Genomic DNA, 19,428 nt, shown 5'->3' on the forward strand with positions numbered 1-19,428 from the left:
AGTGGTATAAGTAGAAAGGGGTTATTAAAGAGTTATGACAACGCTTAGTATTCGTCAAGTAAAGCAGCAAATAGCACAGTTGGCTAATACCAAATCAACTAATAATCTGCCTACATTTTGGCTTACCGATTGGCTGTTACATGTTATTGATAAGCCAGCACTATTTCTCATCACCGACGACGATTATGAGCTAACCGATAGTGAGCTTGAAGAGTTTAATGCAGGTGTCATTAAAATGCAGCAGGGCGTGCCACTGGCCTATCTGACTGGTCATCAAGAATTTTGGTCGCTTGATTTTTGCGTTAACGAGCATACACTCATTCCCAGACCCGATACCGAAGTGTTGGTTGAGCAGGTATTACAGTGGATAAGGGCGCAAGATAGCTATAATGTTAATAAGAGCAATTCTGATCGCCACCTTGATAAAGCAAATATCGCCGCCATAGAACATACAGATACCAAGTGCTTAGATGCCAAGCGCTTAGATAGTAGGCGTTTGCTAGATTTGGGCACGGGTTCTGGTTGTATTGCAATTAGCCTTGCCTATGAGCTTAAAGATAATTTGCAAAAACAAAGTTTGAAATATACTGGACAAGAGCGCTGGCAAGTGGTGGCTGTTGATATCTCAGCAGAGGCGCTAAAAGTAGCTAAACACAATGCAGTGGCTAATAATGTCGAAGTTAAATTTATCCAAAGCAGTTGGTATGAGGCTTTATCTACTGATGCCTCCAAGCTGTTTGATGTGATCGTCTCCAACCCGCCTTATATTGATGAGACTGAAGAGCATTTGACGCGTTTGCAAGCCGAACCGATTAGCGCGCTCAGTGCGTCAAATCACGGACTAGCCGATATAGAGTTCATCGTAAGAAATGCGCCCGAATATTTGCAAATAGGCGGTTTATTAGCGCTTGAACACGGCTACGATCAAGGGTTAGCGGTTCGTGAGCTGTTTTTAGCAAGCGGCTTTGAGTTCGTACAAACCATAAAAGACTATGGCGGTAATGATCGGATCACACTGGGTCAAAAGCCATTAAAAAATTAAACATTATAAAATTATGACGATACCTTTAGACCATCAGATGCTAAACGATGACGAGCTACTACGCTATGCGCGCCAAGTACTGCTTGAGGGCTGGGATATTGAGGCACAGCTACGCTTAAAGTCGTCCCGTATCGTCATGGTTGGCGCAGGTGGCCTTGGCTGTCCGGCGTCTGAGATCTTGGTGCGCGCAGGTCTTGGACAGCTGCTACTTATCGATGATGATGTTATTGAAGCCAGTAATTTGCAGCGCCAAACGCTATTTTTACCAGAGGACATTGGTAAACCCAAAGCACAAACCGCCGCGCAAACGCTACAAAAAATTAATCCTTTGGTGCAGACGCAAGCAACAGTGGCACGTCTGAGCGATGCTAATGCTTATGAGCTGCTAGAGATGACAGCGGGCACACCTGACTTGATACTTGATTGCACCGATAATTTTGCCACGCGAGCGTTGGTTAATCGCATCAGCGTGCACTATCAGATTCCGCTATTGACAGCATCGGCCATTGCGATGCAAGGGCAGTTGGCATTGTTTGAGCCGTCGCTACACACAGGCTGTTATCATTGCGTATTTGGTGAGCTTGATAGCAGTACTGATGAGCGTACTTGCGCTAATTCTGGAGTACTTGCTAGCACTACCGGTATCATGGGCAATTTGCAAGCCAATGCCGCTTTGCAATATTTAGGACGTCATAAAAATCCAATAGCTGGTAAATTATTGTTATGGGATGGTCGCCAGATGCAGCAGCGCTTGATGGGTTATCGGCAAGATCCGCATTGTCCGGTTTGCACTAGGGCTTAACGAGCTTAACTAATACTGATCCCTCTTAGCACCCTACGACTAATTATCTATTACTATTCTTATCTTTATATAAAATATATAAAAACAGTGACCACTTATGAAAATACATCGTCCGCATTTACTAAAACATTCGCTTAACGTCGTCAACCGTGTGCGCCAAACGGCGAGTATTGCTGGTCTATCAGCACTGCGCGTTGCCAAAGGTGAGAAGCCGGATGCCAACTTATTAAAAGAGACTTTTGAGCAACTGGGTACCACTTATATCAAGATTGGACAGTTTATCGCCAGTACGCCCTCCTTATTTCCGCGTGAGTATGTCGAAGCCTTCCAAGGCTTTTTGGATCAAACCACGCCATTGTCTTATAAGTATATCGAACAAGTTTTGCAAGCAGAACTGGCGGTTGATGGTCACACATTGACAGATAAATTCGCTCATATAGATCCGCAGCCTCTAGCATCGGCATCTATTGCGCAGGTTCATGCCGCGCGTCTGCATAATGGCGATGAGGTAGTATTAAAGGTACAAAAACCTAACGTTGAGACTATTATGCAGACTGATTTAGGGGTTTTGCATGGGGTCACCAAATTGCTTGAGCTGCTCATGCCGTCGATGAAGTTTGCTAGCATTGCACCCATTATTGATGAGATTCGTCTGCGGATGCTAGCCGAAACTGATTTTGTTGCAGAAGCGCAGAATATTCGTGATTTTCAGCAGTTTTTGGCCATGACTGACAACGCCCGAGTGGTAGCGCCAAAGGTCTATGACGACTTAACCACCAAACGAGTTTTGACCATGAGCCGCTTACATGGCGTGTCGATGATCGATGAGAACGCTATGCGCCAATATTGCACTGATCCTGCGCAAGTAATGGCTGATACGCTAAACACTTGGTTTGCAAGCCTGATGCTGTGCAATAGCTTTCACGCTGACTTGCATGCGGGCAATTTGATGCTACTGACTGATGGCCGCATCGGCTTTATCGATTTTGGCATTGTCGGCAAACTCAAAGCGGAGAGCTGGCGCGCTTGTATGGGCATGATGCAAGCTTTGCAAGATAATGATTACCAAGCTATGGCGCATTACATGGTCGATATGGAGATGACCCATGGTCGCAGTCAGGTAGACATAGCTGCACTAGCAGATGATTTGCAGCGCATGATGCAGACAATTATGGCAGAAGACATAGCTTTTACCAGCGGTGTGCCTTTTAATAATAAAGAGCAAGCTGATGAGCTTAATAAGATGATGCTAGAGATCGTCGATGTGGGCAAGCGCCATGGTATTCATTTCCCACGCGATTTTGCCTTATTGACTAAACAGCTATTATATTTTGATCGCTTTATGCGTACGCTTGCCCCTGATATGGATATGTTTAGCGACAGCCGCGTTGCTATACTAGGCGAGTCTACTCATGTCTCGGAACCTAATTTGATATCGAAAGCTTAAGTTAATATAAAACGACAATCTATCTGTTATAACGTAATAGTAGCACTAATACTTCTCACAGGAGTTTTAGTGCTACTATTAGGTGTTATTAAAATCTTTCAATATCCTCTACCAGCACAAAGGATTGTGCGCTGATTGTTTTAAATCAACCCTGCAGATTGGCTGTGTCATAATGACTGTCTCCAAGAGCCGTAGACGCTCAAATCCTATAATTACTAATGAAACCGCTATTGCCTTTATTGGGCTTTATTCTATAGCGGTAGCCATGGGTTATGGGCGTTTTTTATTTACAGCTACCTTACCTGATATTATGGTGCAGCTGCCGCTGACGACTTTGGTTGCAGGCTGGCTGGCCTCTGTCAATTACATTGGTTATTTTATTGGATCACTGGTCTCCATGTTTATACCGCAGCGTCTGACCTGGCAGACCTTGATGCTCGGTGCTATCATTAGTGTCGCGACGACACTTTTATTATTTATACCGCAGTTACCGATGAGTCTATGGTATGTGATTCGGTTGTTAGCAGGGATCGCAAGCGGTTTGGTGATGATTCTTAGCACCTCTTTTATTATTCAGCGTTTCAGTCTCGCGCGGCGATCCATTCTCTCAACCATTCATTATGCGGGTATTGGGGTAGGTATTAGCGCCTCAGCTATCGTAACTTGGTGGCTATTAAACCTAGATCTGCATTTCGATACTATTTGGTTAGTAGCTGGCGTGAGCAGCTTGCCACTTTTATGGCTGCTGTATGCTATAAGGCCTTTGAATAATAAAAAATATCAGAAAACGCTGGCAACAAAGGTTAAAAGCCAGCCTACTATTAACCAGATATATAAGCATTTTAAACGCGCACTTTATGAGGCTATTAGTGCACAGGGTAAAGCTATAGCGCTGTTAAGCGCAAGCTATATATTAGCTGGTTTTGGCTATATCACCTCCACGACTTTTTTGCCCGTTATGGCAGAGCAGCAGTTAACCGGGCAGTCTTATATTGGTTTGCGAATTTGGCTGGTAGTGGGTATTTGTATAGTGTTCTCTAATCCAGTATGGGGACTGCTCTCCAAACGTATTGGCGAGCTGAATACCTTGATAGGTTTAACGATTGTACAAGCGCTGGGTATGTTTGCGCCGACTTGGCTTACTGGCATACCGGGGTTATATGTGAACGCGGTTATTGTCGGTTTAACCTTTGCTGGCATGGTATCGATGACCCTTAATATTGTTAAGAATATGAATCCGGATTACTCCAATTTATTAATAGGATTGGCAACGCTAGCTTATGCTTTAGGACAGTTTATTGGTCCGCTTGTGACAGTTGCGCTGGCAGGACCGAATGATAATTTTAACGCCGGATTGCTGGTCGCTGGTATAGGGCTTTTATTAAGCGTAGGTTTGCTAGTGCAGTTTCGCAAACATTGGCATCCTATAGAGTAATTGCAGATTCAATGGTTTTAAACTTAGCCTTTAAACCACACTGCGCTGAAACACTTCTCGTAGCTCAAAGCTGGTATGCACTTGTGCCACCCCTTCAATGCGGTTGAGCCTATGCAATAAAAACTCCTCATAATGCGCCATATCGCGCACGCGTACTTTGATAAGATAATCTTCACTGCGGCCAGTGACAATACTACAGCTCAGCACTTCATCGAAGCTCTGTACTTTGCGCTCGAACTGCTCGAAACGCTCAGCGGTGTGGCGATCCATACTAATAGCGATAAAAACTGCCAGCGGATAACCAAGCTTTTGCGGGTCAATTTGAGTATGATAACCGGTGATAATGCCGCTCTCTTCTAGACGCTTGATGCGGCGTGCACAAGGGGTCGCTGATAAATTCACACGTTCGGCAAGCTCAGTGATACTCATACGTGCATCAGTCTGTAATAAACGTAATAAACGCTGGTCAATAGCATCAATCTCGTGAATTAAAGTGGAGGTAGATTTGTTTTCTGTCATAGTGTAGCTCTAACGTTAGAGATTTAAGCTAATAATAACTATAAAACGTATATTAATCACTAATATATTCTTAAATTTTATTGAACAAAGCAGTTTTTCACTTTCCAAACTTTGTTATCATAACTCTATAAACTTTGGCTGTCTTGTACGAAATTTATCAGAGTATGTTGAATACAATCTGATAGTTGCGGATAGTTGTAAATTTAACCCTCTACGTCATCTAAGGATTGATTATGTCTAACACTACGCACTCCGCTACTATAAACCACGCAAGAGTTACCCCCAAACACGCGGCTTTTGATTATACCAAGTACCGTCCCTTCGCTTTTACGCCATCGCTACCTGACCGCACTTGGCCGAGCAAAACCATTGAAAAAGCGCCGATATGGGCGAGCGTTGATCTGCGTGATGGCAACCAAGCTTTGATTGATCCGATGACCATTGAACAAAAAACACGGTTTTTTAAGACTTTAGTGGAAGTGGGATTTAAAGAGATCGAGATTGGTTTTCCATCAGCGGCGCAAGTTGAGTTTGACTTTGCCCGTAAGTTAATCGAAGAAAACCTAGTTCCTAAAGATGTTACTTTGCAAGTGTTGGTACAAGCACGTGAGCATTTAATTGCCCGTACCTTTGAGTCATTGAAAGGCGCGAAGCGAGCCATCGTTCATGTCTACAATTCAACCAGCCGCGTACAACGTGAAAAGGTTTACGGCAAAGATAAAGCGCAAATCAAAGAGATTGCTATCGAAGGCGCCAAGCTGTTGGTAGAGTACGCCGCCAAATATCCCGAGACCGAGTGGGTGTTTCAGTACTCTCCTGAGAGCTTTAGCCAAACGGAAACCGAGTATGCAGTAGAAGTCTGCGACGCGGTCTGCGCGGTTTGGCAGCCAGAGCAAGGACAGGAGGTTATCATCAACTTGCCAGCAACGGTTGAGGCCGCTATGCCTAATATATTTGCCGATCAGGTTGAGTATTTCTGTCGTAATCTTGCCCAGCGTGAGCATGTAACGGTTAGCTTGCATACTCACAATGACCGCGGCTGCGCGGTAGCTGCCTCCGAGCTTGGCATGCTTGCAGGCGCCGATCGTATTGAGGGTACGCTACTTGGCAATGGTGAGCGTACTGGTAACATGGATGTGATGGTGATGGCGATGAACTTATTTAGCCAAGGCATCGATCCTGAGCTTGATTTTAGTAATATGAGTGAAATTGTACAGGTAGTCAGCGAGTGTAACAATCTGCCTGTGCATCCGCGCCATCCTTACGTCGGTGAGCTAGTATTCACCGCCTTTAGTGGCTCGCATCAAGATGCGATCAAAAAGTCGCTTGATTATAATGAGCAGCATAAAGAGACCACTGAAAATGTTTGGGATGTGGCTTACCTGCCCATCGATCCTTCGCATATTGGTCGTAGCTATCAAGACGTGGTACGTATCAATAGTCAGTCAGGCAAAGGCGGCGTTGCTTATATCTTACAGCGCAACTACGGCTTTAACTTGCCGCGCTGGATGCAAATTGACTTTAGCGGCGTGGTACAAAAGCAAGCAGAAACTGCTGAACGTGAATTGCAAAATGATGAGATATTACAGACCTTTGAAGACACTTACTTGCAGCAAGGCAACTTTGAGCTATTAGACTATAGTGTCAATAATAAGGGCGGTGAGGTGTTCTTTAATGGTCAAGTACAAATGAATGGTGACACCATTACCATTGATGGTAAAGGTAACGGTCCTTTATCTTCATTCATTAACGGTCTAGCTCAGCATACCGGCAAATCGCTACATATCATTAACTATGCTGAACATGCGATTAATCCGCAGCATAATCAGGTTGATGGTATTGATGATGATAGTAGTAAAGACAATAAGACTGATGCTAATGCAGTCGCTTACATTCAGCTCAATGTCGATGGTGAGATCTACTCTGGTATTGGGACTTGTAGTAGCACAGTATCTGCCATGCTAAAAGGCGCGTTGTCGGCCTTTGCTCAAGCGCCAAGTACCACAGCTGCTTAATCCTAGATTAGCGTAAACCGTTTCGTGTTACCGTACCGCCATATCGTTCTAGAGGGTATGGCGGTACTTTTTTATTCAAGATAGGTTGCAATTTATAAAAACGTCCATTGAGCTGCATGGGTACAATATGTGAACACTTACGACGAAAGCATAGAAGCATAAAGTTACTTGTATGATTGCTATCTAGGACTTAAACTAGCATACATATGTAACTGAATATTATAAATCAATCGCTACAAATAAAAGGTTAATTATGGAACCTCTCTCATTTGCTTCATTTACGCTAGCCGCAGTTTTAGCAGGCTTACCTGCCAACGGTGGTGAGCCGATTAGTCAATCGGTAATCACGACGCATATCAGACCAGCTATTGCAGGGCAGTGGGAGATAGATCTAGATTATACGCCTACCATGAATGATAATGCAGTGTTACCTACTGAGCTGCCTACAGCACCCGTAGTAAATGAGGAGCCTAGTGTATCACTAGGAGAGCCAGAAACAACAGGTGGGGTTTTAGCACAAAATGAGCGTCGTACCTTTAAAGTAAATCCTAGCATAGCACCTAGTACGTCAGTAAATACCAATGTCGCTACCAAAAAACCTGCTCAGTGCCGAGAGCTATACAACTTTGGTTCTGACAACGAGGTGTGGACAGTCAGTGGTAAAGAGTGGACTTATGGTCGTTACTTAGTCACTCATCGTGAAGAAGGTTTACCCATTATTGCGATCAAGACAGTCTTTGATAACAATGAAGTAGACTGTTCAGGTAACCAGATCGACCAGACTGATGAGGCCTTAATTGCGTTTTTGGATCATGATGGCGATCAGATGCAGTGGTGCGCTGACCCTGATGGTAGAGAATGCTTTATGAGATTTCGTAGGGTATTACCGTAACGCGCAGTTATTAGCATTTACAAGCAAAACCGCTATCAGAGCTGATGGCGGTTTTTTTCGTGCATAAAATTGTATTGAACTGAAACACAGTTGTAATTAAGTTGCCGTTTTAGTCTTTTGAGACTTAAGCAGCTCTTCTTCTAGATAATGAATATTTTGTGCTTCATTAACGAAGTTTTCATCTGCCAAAATAACATCACGGTGCATCGGAATATTGGTTTTGATACCTTCAATGATAAGCTCGTCAAGCGCATGCACTGTTTTTGCAATAGCTTGCTGGCGCGTCTGTCCATGACAAATCAGCTTACCGATAAGTGAGTCGTAGTAGCTGGGGATATCATATCCAGGGTATAGATGCGAGTCAAAGCGAACGCCGGCACCACTTGGCGCATATAATTGAGTCACTTTACCAGGGGAGGGCATAAAAGTCGCTGGATCTTCAGCATTAATACGGCACTCAATGGCGTGACCCTGAATCTCAATATCGCTTTGACGGTAAGATAATCCATAACCTGCAGCAATTTTTAACTGTTCAACGACGACGTCGATACCAGTAATCATCTCAGTGACGGGATGTTCAACCTGTATACGTGTGTTCATCTCGATAAAGAAAAATTCATCGTTTTCAAATAAAAACTCAAAGGTACCAGCGCCGCGATACTGCACAAGCTCGCAAGCTTTAACGCAAGCTTTTAAAATAGGTTCACGTACATCGTCGGGTATATCAGGAGCAGGAGCTTCCTCTAACACCTTTTGATGCCGACGCTGAAGTGAGCAGTCGCGGTCATACAGATGGATGGCGTTGCCGTTACCGTCGCCTAATACTTGAATCTCAACATGGCGCGGGTTTTGTAGGTAGCGCTCCATATAGACGGTATCGTCGCCAAACCAAAGCTCAGCTTCTTGTTTGGCGGACTGGAACTGACCGATCAGCTCATCAAAACGCTCCACCACGCGCATACCGCGCCCGCCGCCGCCAGAGGCCGCTTTGATGAGGAGCGGGAAACCGATATTGCGCGCTTGTTCCTCAGCGTTATGTAGCGTAACTGCGCCCACAGAGCCTGGCACCGTAGGCACGCCCGCTTTTTTCATAGCGTTGATGGCGGAGACTTTGTTACCCATCAAGCGAATATGATCAGCATTGGGACCGACAAAGGTCAATCCTGCTTCCTCAACCCGTTCAGCAAACTCAGCATTTTCTGCCAAAAAACCATAACCTGGATGAATGGCGTCAGCACCAGTAATCTCAGCAGCAGTCAAAATAGTACTGATGTTTAAATAGCTTTGATTGGCATTAGGCATACCGATACAGATAGCCTCATCCACAAAACGCAGATGCATAAGGTTTTCATCGGCGGTAGAGTAGACACCTACGGTCTCAATACCGAGCGCTTTACAGGCACGTACGATACGTAGGGCAATCTCGCCACGATTGGCAATAAGCAGTTTTTTTATCATGAAGTCATCCTTGTCAAAGTAATGTAGAGTGTGACAAATACCGTTAGGCTTTGTAGCGCACAACGGGCTGGCCAAACTGTACAACTTCAGAGTTGTTGACTAAGATCTCATCAATGATACCGCTTTGGGTGGCCTCAAGTGGGTTCATAATCTTCATGGCTTCAATAATACCTAATGTGTCTCCTGCTTGAACTTTTTGTCCCACTTTTACAAATGGTGGATCATTGGGGCTTGGAGCTGCGTAGAATACACCAACCATAGGTGAGGTCTCAACACTACCAGGCTTCGTCGTAGCTTTAGCTTCGGTAGCGACAGGTGCGCTGCCGGCAGCAGGAGCGGCCATCATCGTTGGTGCAGGAGCATCATAATGTCTAGTCAAACTAACATGCTCATTTTTTGAGCTGACCTCTAGATTGACCAAATCCTTTTCTTCCATGAGAGCGATTAGCGTGCGTATTTTTTCGATATCCATGATTTTTATAAGACCTTTTTCTAGAATTAAGGAAAGAAATAGTGTAACAAAATATTGGGTAATTGATTACTAATGATACCTATATTCAGCGCAATGAGCAATCAATGTACATCTGTTAACTGAAATTTTTACATATTTTTGACATCAAAACGATCATCGGTAAGACTTAACTGATGATTTATCATAGTCTATGTCTATAGAGAGCGCTAGGTTTAGTTAGAGTCAGTTACTAGAAGCTACGATACTAAGTTCAAAGTTAAGTTCAAGCTCAGCGCTTTATAATATTAATAAAAGTAGTGACGAACCACTAGGTCCACAGCATCGTTAAACGTCTTTGCTGATAGCGTAGTCGCAAGGTCAACAAAATAGAGGCTAGTATCAAACCGGTAATCAGTGCCATCCAAAACCCTTGAGCGCCAATATCGGTAAAGCGCACCAAATAAATACCAAGCGGCAACGCGACGATCCAATAACAAAACAGAGTGACCCACATCGGTACGGTAGTGTCCTGCATACCGCGCAATATACCAGCTACGTTAACTTGCCAACCATCAAACAGCTGATAAGCCAGCGCAAAAATTAATAAATGCATGGCTTGGGCGCGCACTTCTAGGTTATCAGTAAAAGCGGCCGCCACTTGTGGTCTAAATAGCCAAATACCCAGCATACAAGTAATAGCAATCAACACGGTCCAAATAAGACCAGTCGTTTGCACATGTTGTAGTGTGAGCAGATTCTTTTCACCAAAGCGATTAGATATCATAATAGTCAGTGCCATAGCGACCGATATCGGTATCATAAAGAGCTGTGAGGTCACAGCTAGCGCCACTTGATGTGATGCGGTAGCAAGCTCACCTAGTGGACTGATGACCAACGCACCCAAGCTAAATAAACTGGCTTCAAAAAAGATAGAGATACCAATAGGGATACCAAGTGTGAGCAGTTTAGTGATTTGTGCTCGATTGGGCCTAGTGAAGCTATAAAAAAAGCGCGTACTGGCAAACTGTTGGCGCTTAGTAAAGGTAGTATATGCACCTAATAGCAGGACATTAATCCACAGTACTAGTGCTGTTGCCACGCCGCAGCCTGCACCACCAAGCTCTGGCATACCAAACAAACCGTGGATAAAAATATAGTTTAAAGGAATATCTGCTAACAGACCGATAATACTAATGACGGTTACTGGCTCTGGTCGTCCTAGCGCTTCGCAATAACTACGCAGCACAGCGTATACTGCCATAGCAGGGAAACCAAAAGCTACGCCGCGTAAGTACTGAGCCGCTATAGGTTGGATGTTCGCAGGAACGCCCATTATATTGAGTATATTGGGCATTAAACTGACAATGATAAACCCAATAATACCAATAACCCCTGCTGTCCATATTGACTGCTGAGTGATATGAGGAACTTGGTCATGTCTATTTTGGCCTATCGCCTCACCAATGAGCGGAGTAGTGGCGATTAAGATACCGGTTGCCAATAAATAGAGGGGTAGCCAGATGCCAGAACCAACTGCAACCGCAGCTAAATCAAGGGCGGAAACCGCACCTGCCATGATAGCATCGACGACACCAAGCGCAGCTTGAGAGAATTGAGTGATTAAGATAGGTAGTGCTAGCACGCCTAAACGCAGGCTATAGCTTTTAAAATCGGTGAAGGATATCGGCAATGCCATGATCAGCAACTTGTTATTATCTAAATCTATTATGGTTTAGAGGACTAAAACAAAAATAACCTGCCCATTCAAATTGAATAGACAGGCCAAAAGTAGAGATGATGGTAAAGAAGCTTTACGCTGATGTCAACTTTTAGCTAGCTTCTTGTTCCCCAGATAGAGTTTAACTATAACCAAAGACGTCTCTAGTATAAATCTTGTCTGCCACTGCTGATAATTCATCGCTCCAGCGGTTGGCTACGATCAGATCATTTTGTTGTATAAACTGCTGTAGATCATTAATAACCTGACAGCTTTTAAAAGTATCTTCACTAAGAGAAGGCTCATAAATGGTGAGCGTTAAACCATGCTGTAATAAAATGTCTATAATATCTAATATCGCAGAATCACGAAAATTATCTGCGTCCTTTTTCATGCTAAGGCGATAAATACCCACGCTTTTGGGCTGCTTCTCAACAATTTGCCGCGCAATAAAGCGTTTACGGGTATTGTTGGAGTCGACTACGGCATGAATAATATTGGCCGGAATATCATTATAGTTAGCCTTTAGCTGCTGAGTGTCTTTTGGCAAGCAGTAGCCGCCATAACCGAAAGAAGGGTTGTTATAGTGATCGCCAATGCGCGGATCAAGTCCCATACCCTTTATAATGGATTGGCTGGACAAGTGGTGCTTTTCAGAGAAGCTATCAAGCTCATTAAAAAAAGCAATGCGCATCGCCAGATAGCTGTTAGCAAATAACTTTACTGCCTCAGCTTCAGTTGCAGGCATAATTAGGGTCTCAGCACTATTCTCAAAGCTTGCCTGTTGGTAAAGCGCTATTAGCTGCGCTGCGGCAGTATGGTACCTCTCTGCTGCCCCGACAATAATTCGAGAAGGGTGCAGATTATCAAAAAGTGCTTGCCCTTCACGCAAAAACTCAGGCATAAATAAGATCTTATCATCAAACTGAGCCTGCATTGACGCAGTAAAACTAATGGGCACGGTTGATTTAATGACAATAAAAGCGTCTTGGTTTTGCTCACGAATAGAGCGAATACTCACCTCGACCGTTGTGGTATCAAATTTGCTTGCTGCCACATCATAGTTAGTTGGGGTAGCAATGATAACGATGTCAGTCTTTTTATATAGATCATCGCTATCATAGGTTGCCGTAAGATTAAGATCTTTCTTAGCTAAAAAATTAGCTATATCAATATCTTGCAAAGGTGATTGCCAGTTTTGAATACTTCTGATCTTTTCTTTATCGATATCATAAAGGGTAACCTGAGTATTAAGCTTAGGCTGAGCTAACAAGATAGCGTTAGATAGACCAACGTAGCCTGCGCCAATAACGACAATATTTTTTATAGTATTGGAAATAATAGTATTGGACATAAATAAAAGTTTCTTAACGGTTATACATAAATGATAAGCAGAACAGTACTGCTCAATAGAATTATTTTGCAGCCATGATACACTAATTTATATCTAAGCTCTAAAACTTAACCGCTCAAAACAAGTGCTAAAGCTGGTGTAAAAACAGCAAGCAGCTCCTACTATTTACTATCAAAAGGTATCGGCGTCGTTTGGTAATAATTCAAGCGTATTTGCCATATCTATGATAGCCTGCCAGTGTTTAAAGTCGAGTGGAATGACGGTTAGTTGCTGACAGCCTTTTTTAAGGAGTAGCGAGTCCTCCAGCGCGGGAATAAATTTAAGCTCAGATAGCGGTAGGGTCTCGCTAAAAGCCAGCTCAAAAGTGACATCGACCAGATACCAGCGCGGCTCATCCTCGGTTGCTAGCGGGTCATAATGCTTGTGTTCAGGATGAAACTGAGTCGGATCAGGGTAGCCTGCTTTGCTAATAGTCATAACGCCAGCCGCGCCTGAAGGGTTGGCGCTTGAGTGATAAAAAATAACTTTATCACCTACTTGCATATCATCACGCATAAAATTGCGCGCGCGGTAATTACGCACGCCATCCCACATCTCCGTCCCTAAGTGCTCTAGGTCATGTATACCAAAGTATTTTGGGTTAGATTTCATTAGCCAATATGCCATATTCTTCTTCCTACTGATTATCGTATAATAATATGTTTTTAAAATAGCATTCAAAAGCCCAGCATTTTGCTTACTGGTTATCATCTAATAGCGCTTTGTCGCAAATGTAGTGTTTAGCGCTTGTAGTTTTCAAAGCCAACTATATATAAGATTCAGGCTGCTGATTTGGCCATTTTATCAAGCGCTACCTATGTAATCTATCATCTATAAATAAGCCTATTATGTCTGTAACCAAAATCAATAATATTCCACCTGTCCGTACTAATGCCTCACTTGCTAATATTGAGGTATCCAGTATTCCTTTAGCACTATATATTCATATCCCTTGGTGCGTTAAAAAATGTCCTTATTGCGATTTTAACTCACATGAGTTGTCAGTAGATCACCCCTTGTCAATGTACGACGATTATGTCGATGCTCTACTCGATGATGCGACATTGCAGCAGTTATTGACACAAGGGCGTGAAATCAGCTCAATATTTATCGGCGGCGGTACGCCCTCATTATTGCCTATTGCCCAATATCAGCGCTTATTTGCAGGCCTGCGATCGTGTTTTAAATTTGCTGAAGATATTGAAATTACTATGGAGGCCAATCCAGGCACCCTTGAGCACGCGCCGTTTGCCCAGTATATACAAGTCGGCATCAACCGCTTATCTATTGGCGTACAAAGCTTTGCTGCTGATAAGCTTGACACCCTTGGACGTATTCATGATCCCAAACAAGCTTTATCTGCAATTAAAGCGGCACGTAAGGCCGGTTTTGAGCGGGTAAACGTCGACTTAATGCACGGTCTGCCAAAGCAAACTTTAACCGAAGCATTATACGATATACAAACCGCACACGATGCGGGCGCGACTCATATCTCTTGGTATCAGCTTACCATTGAGCCTAATACGGTGTTTTATCGTAGCCAGCCCCTATTGCCCGATGAAGATAGTTTGGCTGATATCGAAGAGGCAGGTCAGGCATTGTTGCAACACTTGGGCTATAACAATTACGAGGTATCGGCGTGGGTAGGCGCGTCAGATTCGCCCTGTCGTCACAATGTTAATTATTGGCAATTTGGAGATTATTTAGCAATTGGTGCAGGCGCTCATGGCAAAGTCAGTATAGATATTGCAAACCTTGATGAGAAAGGGTCAAGTGTCTTAATCAATCACGATTTAACCTTAGATAATGATATTTACCGCTTTAGTAAATCGCGCTTGCCTAAAGACTATACGAATTATAAAAATTCAGATTCAAGCATCCATGATTTGCCTAAAATGGTAAATTGGCAAGCTATTGCTACTGATGAGCTGGTAAGCGAGTTTATGCTCAACGTCTTACGTTTGTATAAGGGGGTAGAGTGGTCACTATTTACAGCGCGAACAGGGTTGAGTTATAGTCATATTGCAATGCAGATAAAACATCTGGTGGATAAAGGCTTACTGATTGATAGCAAAGATAAATTAGAGCCTACAGCGTTAGGAAGACGGTATCTTAATCAAGTATTACGAGAATTCTTATAGGGTTTTGAATACAAAAAAAGACTTACCAAACGGTAAGCCTTTTAAAAAACCTAACTTCTAAAATTTAGATTTTATCTTGTACACTTGCTGCGCCGCCAGTAACAGCATTACCTGCACTTGATACGTCTTCGCCAAGACCTTTAAAGGTGTTGCAACCAGTCAACACAAACATAGCAGTTAAAGATGCAATAATTACTTTCTTCATAGTAAACTCCTTATAAAAAGACTAATTTACAACTCTTAGATTTTCTCTTGAACGTTTTGAGCGCCATCAGTAATGCCTTCACCAGCGCTTTCTACGTCTTGACCAAAACCTTTAAAAGTATTGCAACCAGTTAATACAAACATAGCGGTCAAAGATGCGATAATTACTTTTTTCATATTAAATCCCTCAAGAAAAAGTGAATGGGACAAATAAAGACAACCCTATTAGGTAATCTATTTAAGTGTCGTTCGTTAATTATTAAGATAAAAATGCAAGATCGTAATCTCAGATAAACATCATTTAGATGTCGCCCTAATATCACTAAATCGTGTTGATATCCGTTACGGCTATGATAGAGAAAGTTAAAAACGGTGCACAGTATCAAAATGTAATTATTGCTAATAAACTGTAACTTTTAATTACTAACCACTTGAGTGGTTTGTGGCTATTTTTTATTAATGTCCAAGAATATGACTCAGCTTAATGAGTGATTTTAACTATTTATAAAGTTTTATAATTGTCTATCTATGGAGTTTTATGACTATTCATATCGTACTTGTTGCGCCCAAAATGCCTAGTAATACTGGTAATATTATTCGCTTGTGTGCTAATACTGGCGCGCAGTTGCATTTAGTTGAGCCATTAGGGTTTGATCTTGAAGACAAGAAGCTGCGCCGGGCTGGACTTGACTATCACGAGTATGCCAACTTGCAGGTACATGAGAGCTGGATAGCAGCAAGACGCGCTTTGGAAATGGCAGGCTGTGATATCGTCACGGCGTTGACCACGAAACTTAGCGAGCCTTTTTACGATTATGATTTTACCAAGCAAAAAAGTATTGCTGCAGTGTCTGATAAAGCTGCTCACGTAGCATTGGTTTTTGGTTCTGAAACCGCGGGGCTAGCAGATGATATACGCGCTGACATTGGTGCGGACAATTGGCTGCGTCTGCCGATGCTACCTGATTCGCGTAGTTTAAATCTGTCCAATAGTGTGGCGATATGTCTTTATGAGGTATGGCGTCAGCAAGGCTTTGATGGGGATACGGGGCGTAGTGTTGGTTATGAGACTTTGACGGTTTATGATGCAAAGGAGCTTTAATCTAAAATAGCTACAAGCAATTTGGCGGTTTCGGCAAGCCCGCTAAGCGATTGACGTGACGAGCGACCAGGCCAGTCTTAAAGATCTGCTGCAACTTTTGATTGCTAATATCGTGCTCAGGTAAGGTCTTTTGTAGCCATTTGATAAGCGGACGGGTAGCCGGCGGGTGATTGAATTTATCAAAAAACGCGCGTACTTGCTGCAAGATTTGCAAATGCTCAGCATCTAGCTGTACATCCAGTGTATCAGCGAGCTGCTGGGCAATCTCTGGCGTCCAAATGGTATGGTCACAAAGGTGACCATCTTGGTCTAAGGCAATCTTATTGGTCGTTGAAGTTATAGTCATAAAGCGATACTCATAAAGCAATGGTCACTACTTTGTCAAAATAATCTTCTTGAGTCATAGTTACCCATTCCTCGTTGGTTAAAATATCGGTGAGCTTGGTAGATAGATCTAATTTGGCTTGGGTGTTGTCACTAAGCTGCGCCACATCGTCTACCAAGGCATAGATACCAGCGATCCCTTCTATACCGGAGAGGTCATTATCGCTTAGATAAGCATTGAACCAGTCTATATAAGCGGCTGTCGCTCCTAATAAGATAATGCTGTCGCCAGCACGCCATGTCAGTGCCAGCTCTGTGGTGCTGCTTCTAAGCTTATCCATGGTGCTATGTAATTGGTAAAGGGTTGCCATAATGATGTCCGGTTTGTCTGTTTAGTTTCAAATACCAGTAATTACCCTTAAAAGGTTAAAATCTGGGCGAAATCCCGTGAGTCAATAACTTCGGGGATGAGCATCAGCTGAGCGGCTAAATCGCTGGGCAACATACCAGTGACCCAGCCACTAAACACATCATCAGGTAGCCAAGCAGGTGGTATATCATACAATTCAAGCGATTGAATCATACCATGCAGACGAGATTTAGGCTGCATAAGTAAGCCAAACACGGGCGCGTCCAAATACAGCTGGACCTCATGACCAAAGGTTGCCAGTGTTAGAGCAAGCGCGCAGCCTTCATAACTTGCTATCTCTGTCGCCGTGCGTAGCTGAATGAGTAACTTCATGGTTGGTTTTTCATCCCTTATTCGTTATATATGCTTACTAACACTTAAAACTGCAGCACTCGGCAGTCGCTTTGCATCATGAGCGCCAGCTCACTAAGCCCTACCAATTCAAAACTTTCAGCAAGATTATCGCCCTGCAGTTGATGCCGTGCGCTATTATCAGGATCGCTGATACCGCGGCTTAGCGCAGTACTGACGCAAACGGGCAATGCAAGCTGATATTGCTCGGCAAGTATCTGCCACTCTTTTGTTAAATTGACCTGATCGGCCGACTGCCAGCGCAAGCGATTGGCAATATTTGTCGCATCAGCATAAAAAAACAGCTTTAACAGCTGATTATCGTTTTCAGAGTCATCAGTTTCATTTTTGCGGTCAGTAGCATTAACCTTAAGTTTTGCTTCTAAAAAAGTACGCGCGTATCGCAGCGCTAAATGCGCAAGCGGATGACTTGGGTCTTTGGTGATTAACAGTAATAGAGTTTGGCTCATAGGTATTTTAACTTGTTAGAATTATAGTAGGATATATCCTTAACTTAGCTTAAAAATTTTCAAAATCAAAGTGATGAGTTAAAGCCATAGCCTACATTAATAAATGCGATAGTTGAGATGAATATATTAGTGCTGCTAGGTTTCATTAACCTCACTAACTTTAACCATTTGCTTACCGATATTTTCTCCTTCGAAAAGACCAATAAAGGCAGATGGAATATTTTCAAACCCTTCGATAAGGTTTTCTCTGTATATTAGCTCATCGTCATTATACCACTTAGCGATTTGCTTTTTGGCATCCTCAAACTCATCACTAAAGTCAAAGACTACAAAACCTTCCATGCGTGCGCTTTTTTTGATCAAAGTGTGCATAGGTCTTGGGCCTTTAGGTGGATTATCTGCATTATATTCAGCGATCTGACCACAAATAGCGATACGACCATGGCGGTTAATATTAGCAAAAACCGCATCGAATAATTCTCCGCCAACATTATCAAAGAATACATCAACGCCGTCCGGACAAGCCTCTTTTATTGCTGCCTGCATATCATCAGTTTGTTTATAATTAATGCCTTTATCTAGTCCTAGCTCATTCTCTAAATAATCAATCTTTTCAGAAGAGCCGGCGATACCGACGACTTTGCAGCCTTTTATCTTGGCGAACTGCGCCGCCATACTACCAACTGAGCCTGCTGCACCAGATACCACTACCGTCTCGCCCTCTTGAGGGTTAGCGATTTTTAGCATACCAAAGTAAGCAGCAAGTCCAGGTACGCCAAGCATACTGACGGCGGTGGAGATAGGCGCAAGATCAGGGTCAACCTTTTCAATATCTTCTACGTCAACAGCTTGATACTTTTGCCATGCAAAGCGGCCATGGACGATATCGCCCTTTTTGAACGAGTTATCGCCGTTGCTACTATCGCTACCAGTAGCCATAATCTGGGCCACGCTTCTACTGGTAATAGGCTCATTTAGCTCATACTTATTGCCCGCAGCATCGTCCTTACCTTTATCCATAAAGCCGCGCATGCCCGGATCGACCGAGACGTAAAGGCTTTTTATTAGCACCTCATTGTCCCTAAGGGTGTCCGCTGTTGGCATATCGATATCATTAATCCTAAATGTATCTTTGGTAGGAACGCCTGAAGGATGCTCAGCTAAAACGATTTCTTGGTTTTGCTCTTTTTTATTAGACTCGCTCATTTTATTATCCTTATGTTTTATGATTTTACTTTTTTATTTACTTATTACCG

Annotated in this window: 21 protein-coding genes; 8 read left to right on the forward strand and 13 right to left on the reverse strand. The window is 43.2% G+C overall.

Annotated features, from left to right (window positions below; genetic code table 11):
* Positions 1 to 34: 34 nt before the first annotated feature.
* From prmC to ACR63N_RS06350, 4 genes are all read left to right on the forward strand, one after another.
* The gene (gene prmC / locus ACR63N_RS06335; RefSeq protein WP_472782604.1) at positions 35 to 1,042 is read left to right on the forward strand and encodes a peptide chain release factor N(5)-glutamine methyltransferase; all 1,008 of its coding nucleotides are present in this window, start codon (positions 35 to 37) and stop codon (positions 1,040 to 1,042) included.
* Between the two features lie 13 nt (positions 1,043 to 1,055).
* On the forward strand, positions 1,056 to 1,844 hold the full coding sequence (locus ACR63N_RS06340; RefSeq protein ID WP_472782605.1) for a HesA/MoeB/ThiF family protein: 789 nt from the start codon (positions 1,056 to 1,058) through the stop codon (positions 1,842 to 1,844).
* 97 nt (positions 1,845 to 1,941) lie between these two features.
* Positions 1,942 to 3,291, forward strand: a complete 1,350-nt coding sequence (locus ACR63N_RS06345) for an ABC1 kinase family protein (protein WP_367110274.1) — start codon at positions 1,942 to 1,944, stop codon at positions 3,289 to 3,291.
* 172 nt (positions 3,292 to 3,463) lie between these two features.
* Positions 3,464 to 4,726: a YbfB/YjiJ family MFS transporter gene (locus ACR63N_RS06350; RefSeq protein WP_472782606.1), complete on the forward strand. Its 1,263-nt coding sequence runs from the start codon at positions 3,464 to 3,466 to the stop codon at positions 4,724 to 4,726.
* 30 nt (positions 4,727 to 4,756) lie between these two features.
* Here the strand turns inward: ACR63N_RS06350 and ACR63N_RS06355 are convergent, their stop codons facing one another.
* Complete coding sequence (locus tag ACR63N_RS06355) at positions 4,757 to 5,245, reverse strand: Lrp/AsnC family transcriptional regulator (protein WP_367103297.1); 489 nt, start codon at positions 5,243 to 5,245, stop codon at positions 4,757 to 4,759.
* A 233-nt stretch (positions 5,246 to 5,478) separates the two neighbouring features.
* Here ACR63N_RS06355 and leuA point away from each other — a divergent pair, with 233 nt between their 5' ends.
* Positions 5,479 to 7,260 (forward strand): 2-isopropylmalate synthase, encoded by a 1,782-nt coding sequence (gene leuA / locus ACR63N_RS06360; RefSeq protein WP_367103296.1) that lies wholly within the window; start codon positions 5,479 to 5,481, stop codon positions 7,258 to 7,260.
* Between the two features lie 253 nt (positions 7,261 to 7,513).
* On the forward strand, positions 7,514 to 8,152 hold the full coding sequence (locus ACR63N_RS06365; RefSeq protein WP_367103295.1) for a hypothetical protein: 639 nt from the start codon (positions 7,514 to 7,516) through the stop codon (positions 8,150 to 8,152).
* 96 nt (positions 8,153 to 8,248) lie between these two features.
* Here the strand turns inward: ACR63N_RS06365 and accC are convergent, their stop codons facing one another.
* The 5 genes from accC to ACR63N_RS06390 all read right to left on the reverse strand — a co-directional run bounded on the left by accC (position 8,249) and on the right by ACR63N_RS06390 (position 13,798).
* Entirely contained in the window at positions 8,249 to 9,610 is a 1,362-nt protein-coding gene (gene accC, locus ACR63N_RS06370) for an acetyl-CoA carboxylase biotin carboxylase subunit (RefSeq protein WP_367103294.1), read from the reverse strand.
* Between the two features lie 43 nt (positions 9,611 to 9,653).
* Entirely contained in the window at positions 9,654 to 10,082 is a 429-nt protein-coding gene (gene accB / locus ACR63N_RS06375) for an acetyl-CoA carboxylase biotin carboxyl carrier protein (protein ID WP_367103293.1), read from the reverse strand.
* 307 nt (positions 10,083 to 10,389) lie between these two features.
* Positions 10,390 to 11,757 carry an MATE family efflux transporter gene (locus ACR63N_RS06380; protein ID WP_367103292.1) on the reverse strand — a complete coding sequence of 456 codons (1,368 nt, stop codon included), beginning with the start codon at positions 11,755 to 11,757 and terminating at the stop codon, positions 10,390 to 10,392.
* A 163-nt stretch (positions 11,758 to 11,920) separates the two neighbouring features.
* Positions 11,921 to 13,132, reverse strand: a complete 1,212-nt coding sequence (locus tag ACR63N_RS06385; protein WP_367103291.1) for a nucleotide sugar dehydrogenase — start codon at positions 13,130 to 13,132, stop codon at positions 11,921 to 11,923.
* 171 nt (positions 13,133 to 13,303) lie between these two features.
* Positions 13,304 to 13,798, reverse strand: coding sequence for an EVE domain-containing protein (locus ACR63N_RS06390; protein ID WP_367103290.1), 495 nt, complete (start codon positions 13,796 to 13,798; stop codon positions 13,304 to 13,306).
* 221 nt (positions 13,799 to 14,019) lie between these two features.
* Here ACR63N_RS06390 and hemW point away from each other — a divergent pair, with 221 nt between their 5' ends.
* The gene (hemW, locus tag ACR63N_RS06395; RefSeq protein ID WP_367103289.1) at positions 14,020 to 15,312 is read left to right on the forward strand and encodes a radical SAM family heme chaperone HemW; all 1,293 of its coding nucleotides are present in this window, start codon (positions 14,020 to 14,022) and stop codon (positions 15,310 to 15,312) included.
* 64 nt (positions 15,313 to 15,376) lie between these two features.
* Here hemW and ACR63N_RS06400 read toward each other — a convergent pair whose 3' ends face one another.
* Together ACR63N_RS06400 and ACR63N_RS06405 are read right to left on the reverse strand one after the other, a co-directional pair.
* On the reverse strand, positions 15,377 to 15,517 hold the full coding sequence (locus ACR63N_RS06400) for an entericidin A/B family lipoprotein (RefSeq protein WP_367103288.1): 141 nt from the start codon (positions 15,515 to 15,517) through the stop codon (positions 15,377 to 15,379).
* A 35-nt stretch (positions 15,518 to 15,552) separates the two neighbouring features.
* Positions 15,553 to 15,693 (reverse strand): entericidin A/B family lipoprotein, encoded by a 141-nt coding sequence (locus tag ACR63N_RS06405; RefSeq protein WP_367103287.1) that lies wholly within the window; start codon positions 15,691 to 15,693, stop codon positions 15,553 to 15,555.
* A gap of 361 nt (positions 15,694 to 16,054) precedes the next feature.
* On the opposite strand from ACR63N_RS06405, the gene ACR63N_RS06410 reads away from it, so the two are divergent.
* Positions 16,055 to 16,618 carry a tRNA (cytidine(34)-2'-O)-methyltransferase gene (locus ACR63N_RS06410; protein WP_472782607.1) on the forward strand — a complete coding sequence of 188 codons (564 nt, stop codon included), beginning with the start codon at positions 16,055 to 16,057 and terminating at the stop codon, positions 16,616 to 16,618.
* Positions 16,619 to 16,628: 10 nt separating this feature from the next.
* Here the strand turns inward: ACR63N_RS06410 and ACR63N_RS06415 are convergent, their stop codons facing one another.
* The 5 genes from ACR63N_RS06415 to ACR63N_RS06435 form a co-directional block, all read right to left on the reverse strand.
* Positions 16,629 to 16,964, reverse strand: a complete 336-nt coding sequence (locus ACR63N_RS06415; protein WP_472782608.1) for a TusE/DsrC/DsvC family sulfur relay protein — start codon at positions 16,962 to 16,964, stop codon at positions 16,629 to 16,631.
* A gap of 10 nt (positions 16,965 to 16,974) precedes the next feature.
* Positions 16,975 to 17,313 (reverse strand): hypothetical protein, encoded by a 339-nt coding sequence (locus ACR63N_RS06420; RefSeq protein WP_367105999.1) that lies wholly within the window; start codon positions 17,311 to 17,313, stop codon positions 16,975 to 16,977.
* 47 nt (positions 17,314 to 17,360) lie between these two features.
* Positions 17,361 to 17,684: a hypothetical protein gene (locus ACR63N_RS06425; protein WP_367108781.1), complete on the reverse strand. Its 324-nt coding sequence runs from the start codon at positions 17,682 to 17,684 to the stop codon at positions 17,361 to 17,363.
* Positions 17,685 to 17,728: 44 nt separating this feature from the next.
* Complete coding sequence (gene tusD, locus ACR63N_RS06430) at positions 17,729 to 18,172, reverse strand: sulfurtransferase complex subunit TusD (protein WP_472782609.1); 444 nt, start codon at positions 18,170 to 18,172, stop codon at positions 17,729 to 17,731.
* 135 nt (positions 18,173 to 18,307) lie between these two features.
* The gene (locus ACR63N_RS06435; protein ID WP_472782610.1) at positions 18,308 to 19,378 is read right to left on the reverse strand and encodes an NADP-dependent oxidoreductase; all 1,071 of its coding nucleotides are present in this window, start codon (positions 19,376 to 19,378) and stop codon (positions 18,308 to 18,310) included.
* Between the last annotated feature and the right edge of the window lie 50 nt (positions 19,379 to 19,428).

Source organism: Psychrobacter sp. M4, assembly GCF_055699795.1.

Excerpts from the sequence above, each read along its gene's own strand:
- prmC (WP_472782604.1), top strand. The coding sequence starts at position 35 with ATGACAACGCTTAGTATTCGTCAAGTAAAGCAGCAAATAGCACAGTTG.
- ACR63N_RS06340 (WP_472782605.1), top strand. The coding sequence starts at position 1,056 with ATGACGATACCTTTAGACCATCAGATGCTAAACGATGACGAGCTACTA.
- ACR63N_RS06345 (WP_367110274.1), top strand. The coding sequence starts at position 1,942 with ATGAAAATACATCGTCCGCATTTACTAAAACATTCGCTTAACGTCGTC.
- ACR63N_RS06350 (WP_472782606.1), top strand. The coding sequence starts at position 3,464 with ATGACTGTCTCCAAGAGCCGTAGACGCTCAAATCCTATAATTACTAAT.
- ACR63N_RS06355 (WP_367103297.1), bottom strand. The coding sequence starts at position 5,245 with ATGACAGAAAACAAATCTACCTCCACTTTAATTCACGAGATTGATGCT.
- leuA (WP_367103296.1), top strand. The coding sequence starts at position 5,479 with ATGTCTAACACTACGCACTCCGCTACTATAAACCACGCAAGAGTTACC.
- ACR63N_RS06365 (WP_367103295.1), top strand. The coding sequence starts at position 7,514 with ATGGAACCTCTCTCATTTGCTTCATTTACGCTAGCCGCAGTTTTAGCA.
- accC (WP_367103294.1), bottom strand. The coding sequence starts at position 9,610 with ATGATAAAAAAACTGCTTATTGCCAATCGTGGCGAGATTGCCCTACGT.
- accB (WP_367103293.1), bottom strand. The coding sequence starts at position 10,082 with ATGGATATCGAAAAAATACGCACGCTAATCGCTCTCATGGAAGAAAAG.
- ACR63N_RS06380 (WP_367103292.1), bottom strand. The coding sequence starts at position 11,757 with ATGGCATTGCCGATATCCTTCACCGATTTTAAAAGCTATAGCCTGCGT.
- ACR63N_RS06385 (WP_367103291.1), bottom strand. The coding sequence starts at position 13,132 with ATGTCCAATACTATTATTTCCAATACTATAAAAAATATTGTCGTTATT.
- ACR63N_RS06390 (WP_367103290.1), bottom strand. The coding sequence starts at position 13,798 with ATGGCATATTGGCTAATGAAATCTAACCCAAAATACTTTGGTATACAT.
- hemW (WP_367103289.1), top strand. The coding sequence starts at position 14,020 with ATGTCTGTAACCAAAATCAATAATATTCCACCTGTCCGTACTAATGCC.
- ACR63N_RS06400 (WP_367103288.1), bottom strand. The coding sequence starts at position 15,517 with ATGAAGAAAGTAATTATTGCATCTTTAACTGCTATGTTTGTGTTGACT.
- ACR63N_RS06405 (WP_367103287.1), bottom strand. The coding sequence starts at position 15,693 with ATGAAAAAAGTAATTATCGCATCTTTGACCGCTATGTTTGTATTAACT.
- ACR63N_RS06410 (WP_472782607.1), top strand. The coding sequence starts at position 16,055 with ATGACTATTCATATCGTACTTGTTGCGCCCAAAATGCCTAGTAATACT.
- ACR63N_RS06415 (WP_472782608.1), bottom strand. The coding sequence starts at position 16,964 with ATGACTATAACTTCAACGACCAATAAGATTGCCTTAGACCAAGATGGT.
- ACR63N_RS06420 (WP_367105999.1), bottom strand. The coding sequence starts at position 17,313 with ATGGCAACCCTTTACCAATTACATAGCACCATGGATAAGCTTAGAAGC.
- ACR63N_RS06425 (WP_367108781.1), bottom strand. The coding sequence starts at position 17,684 with ATGAAGTTACTCATTCAGCTACGCACGGCGACAGAGATAGCAAGTTAT.
- tusD (WP_472782609.1), bottom strand. The coding sequence starts at position 18,172 with ATGAGCCAAACTCTATTACTGTTAATCACCAAAGACCCAAGTCATCCG.
- ACR63N_RS06435 (WP_472782610.1), bottom strand. The coding sequence starts at position 19,378 with ATGAGCGAGTCTAATAAAAAAGAGCAAAACCAAGAAATCGTTTTAGCT.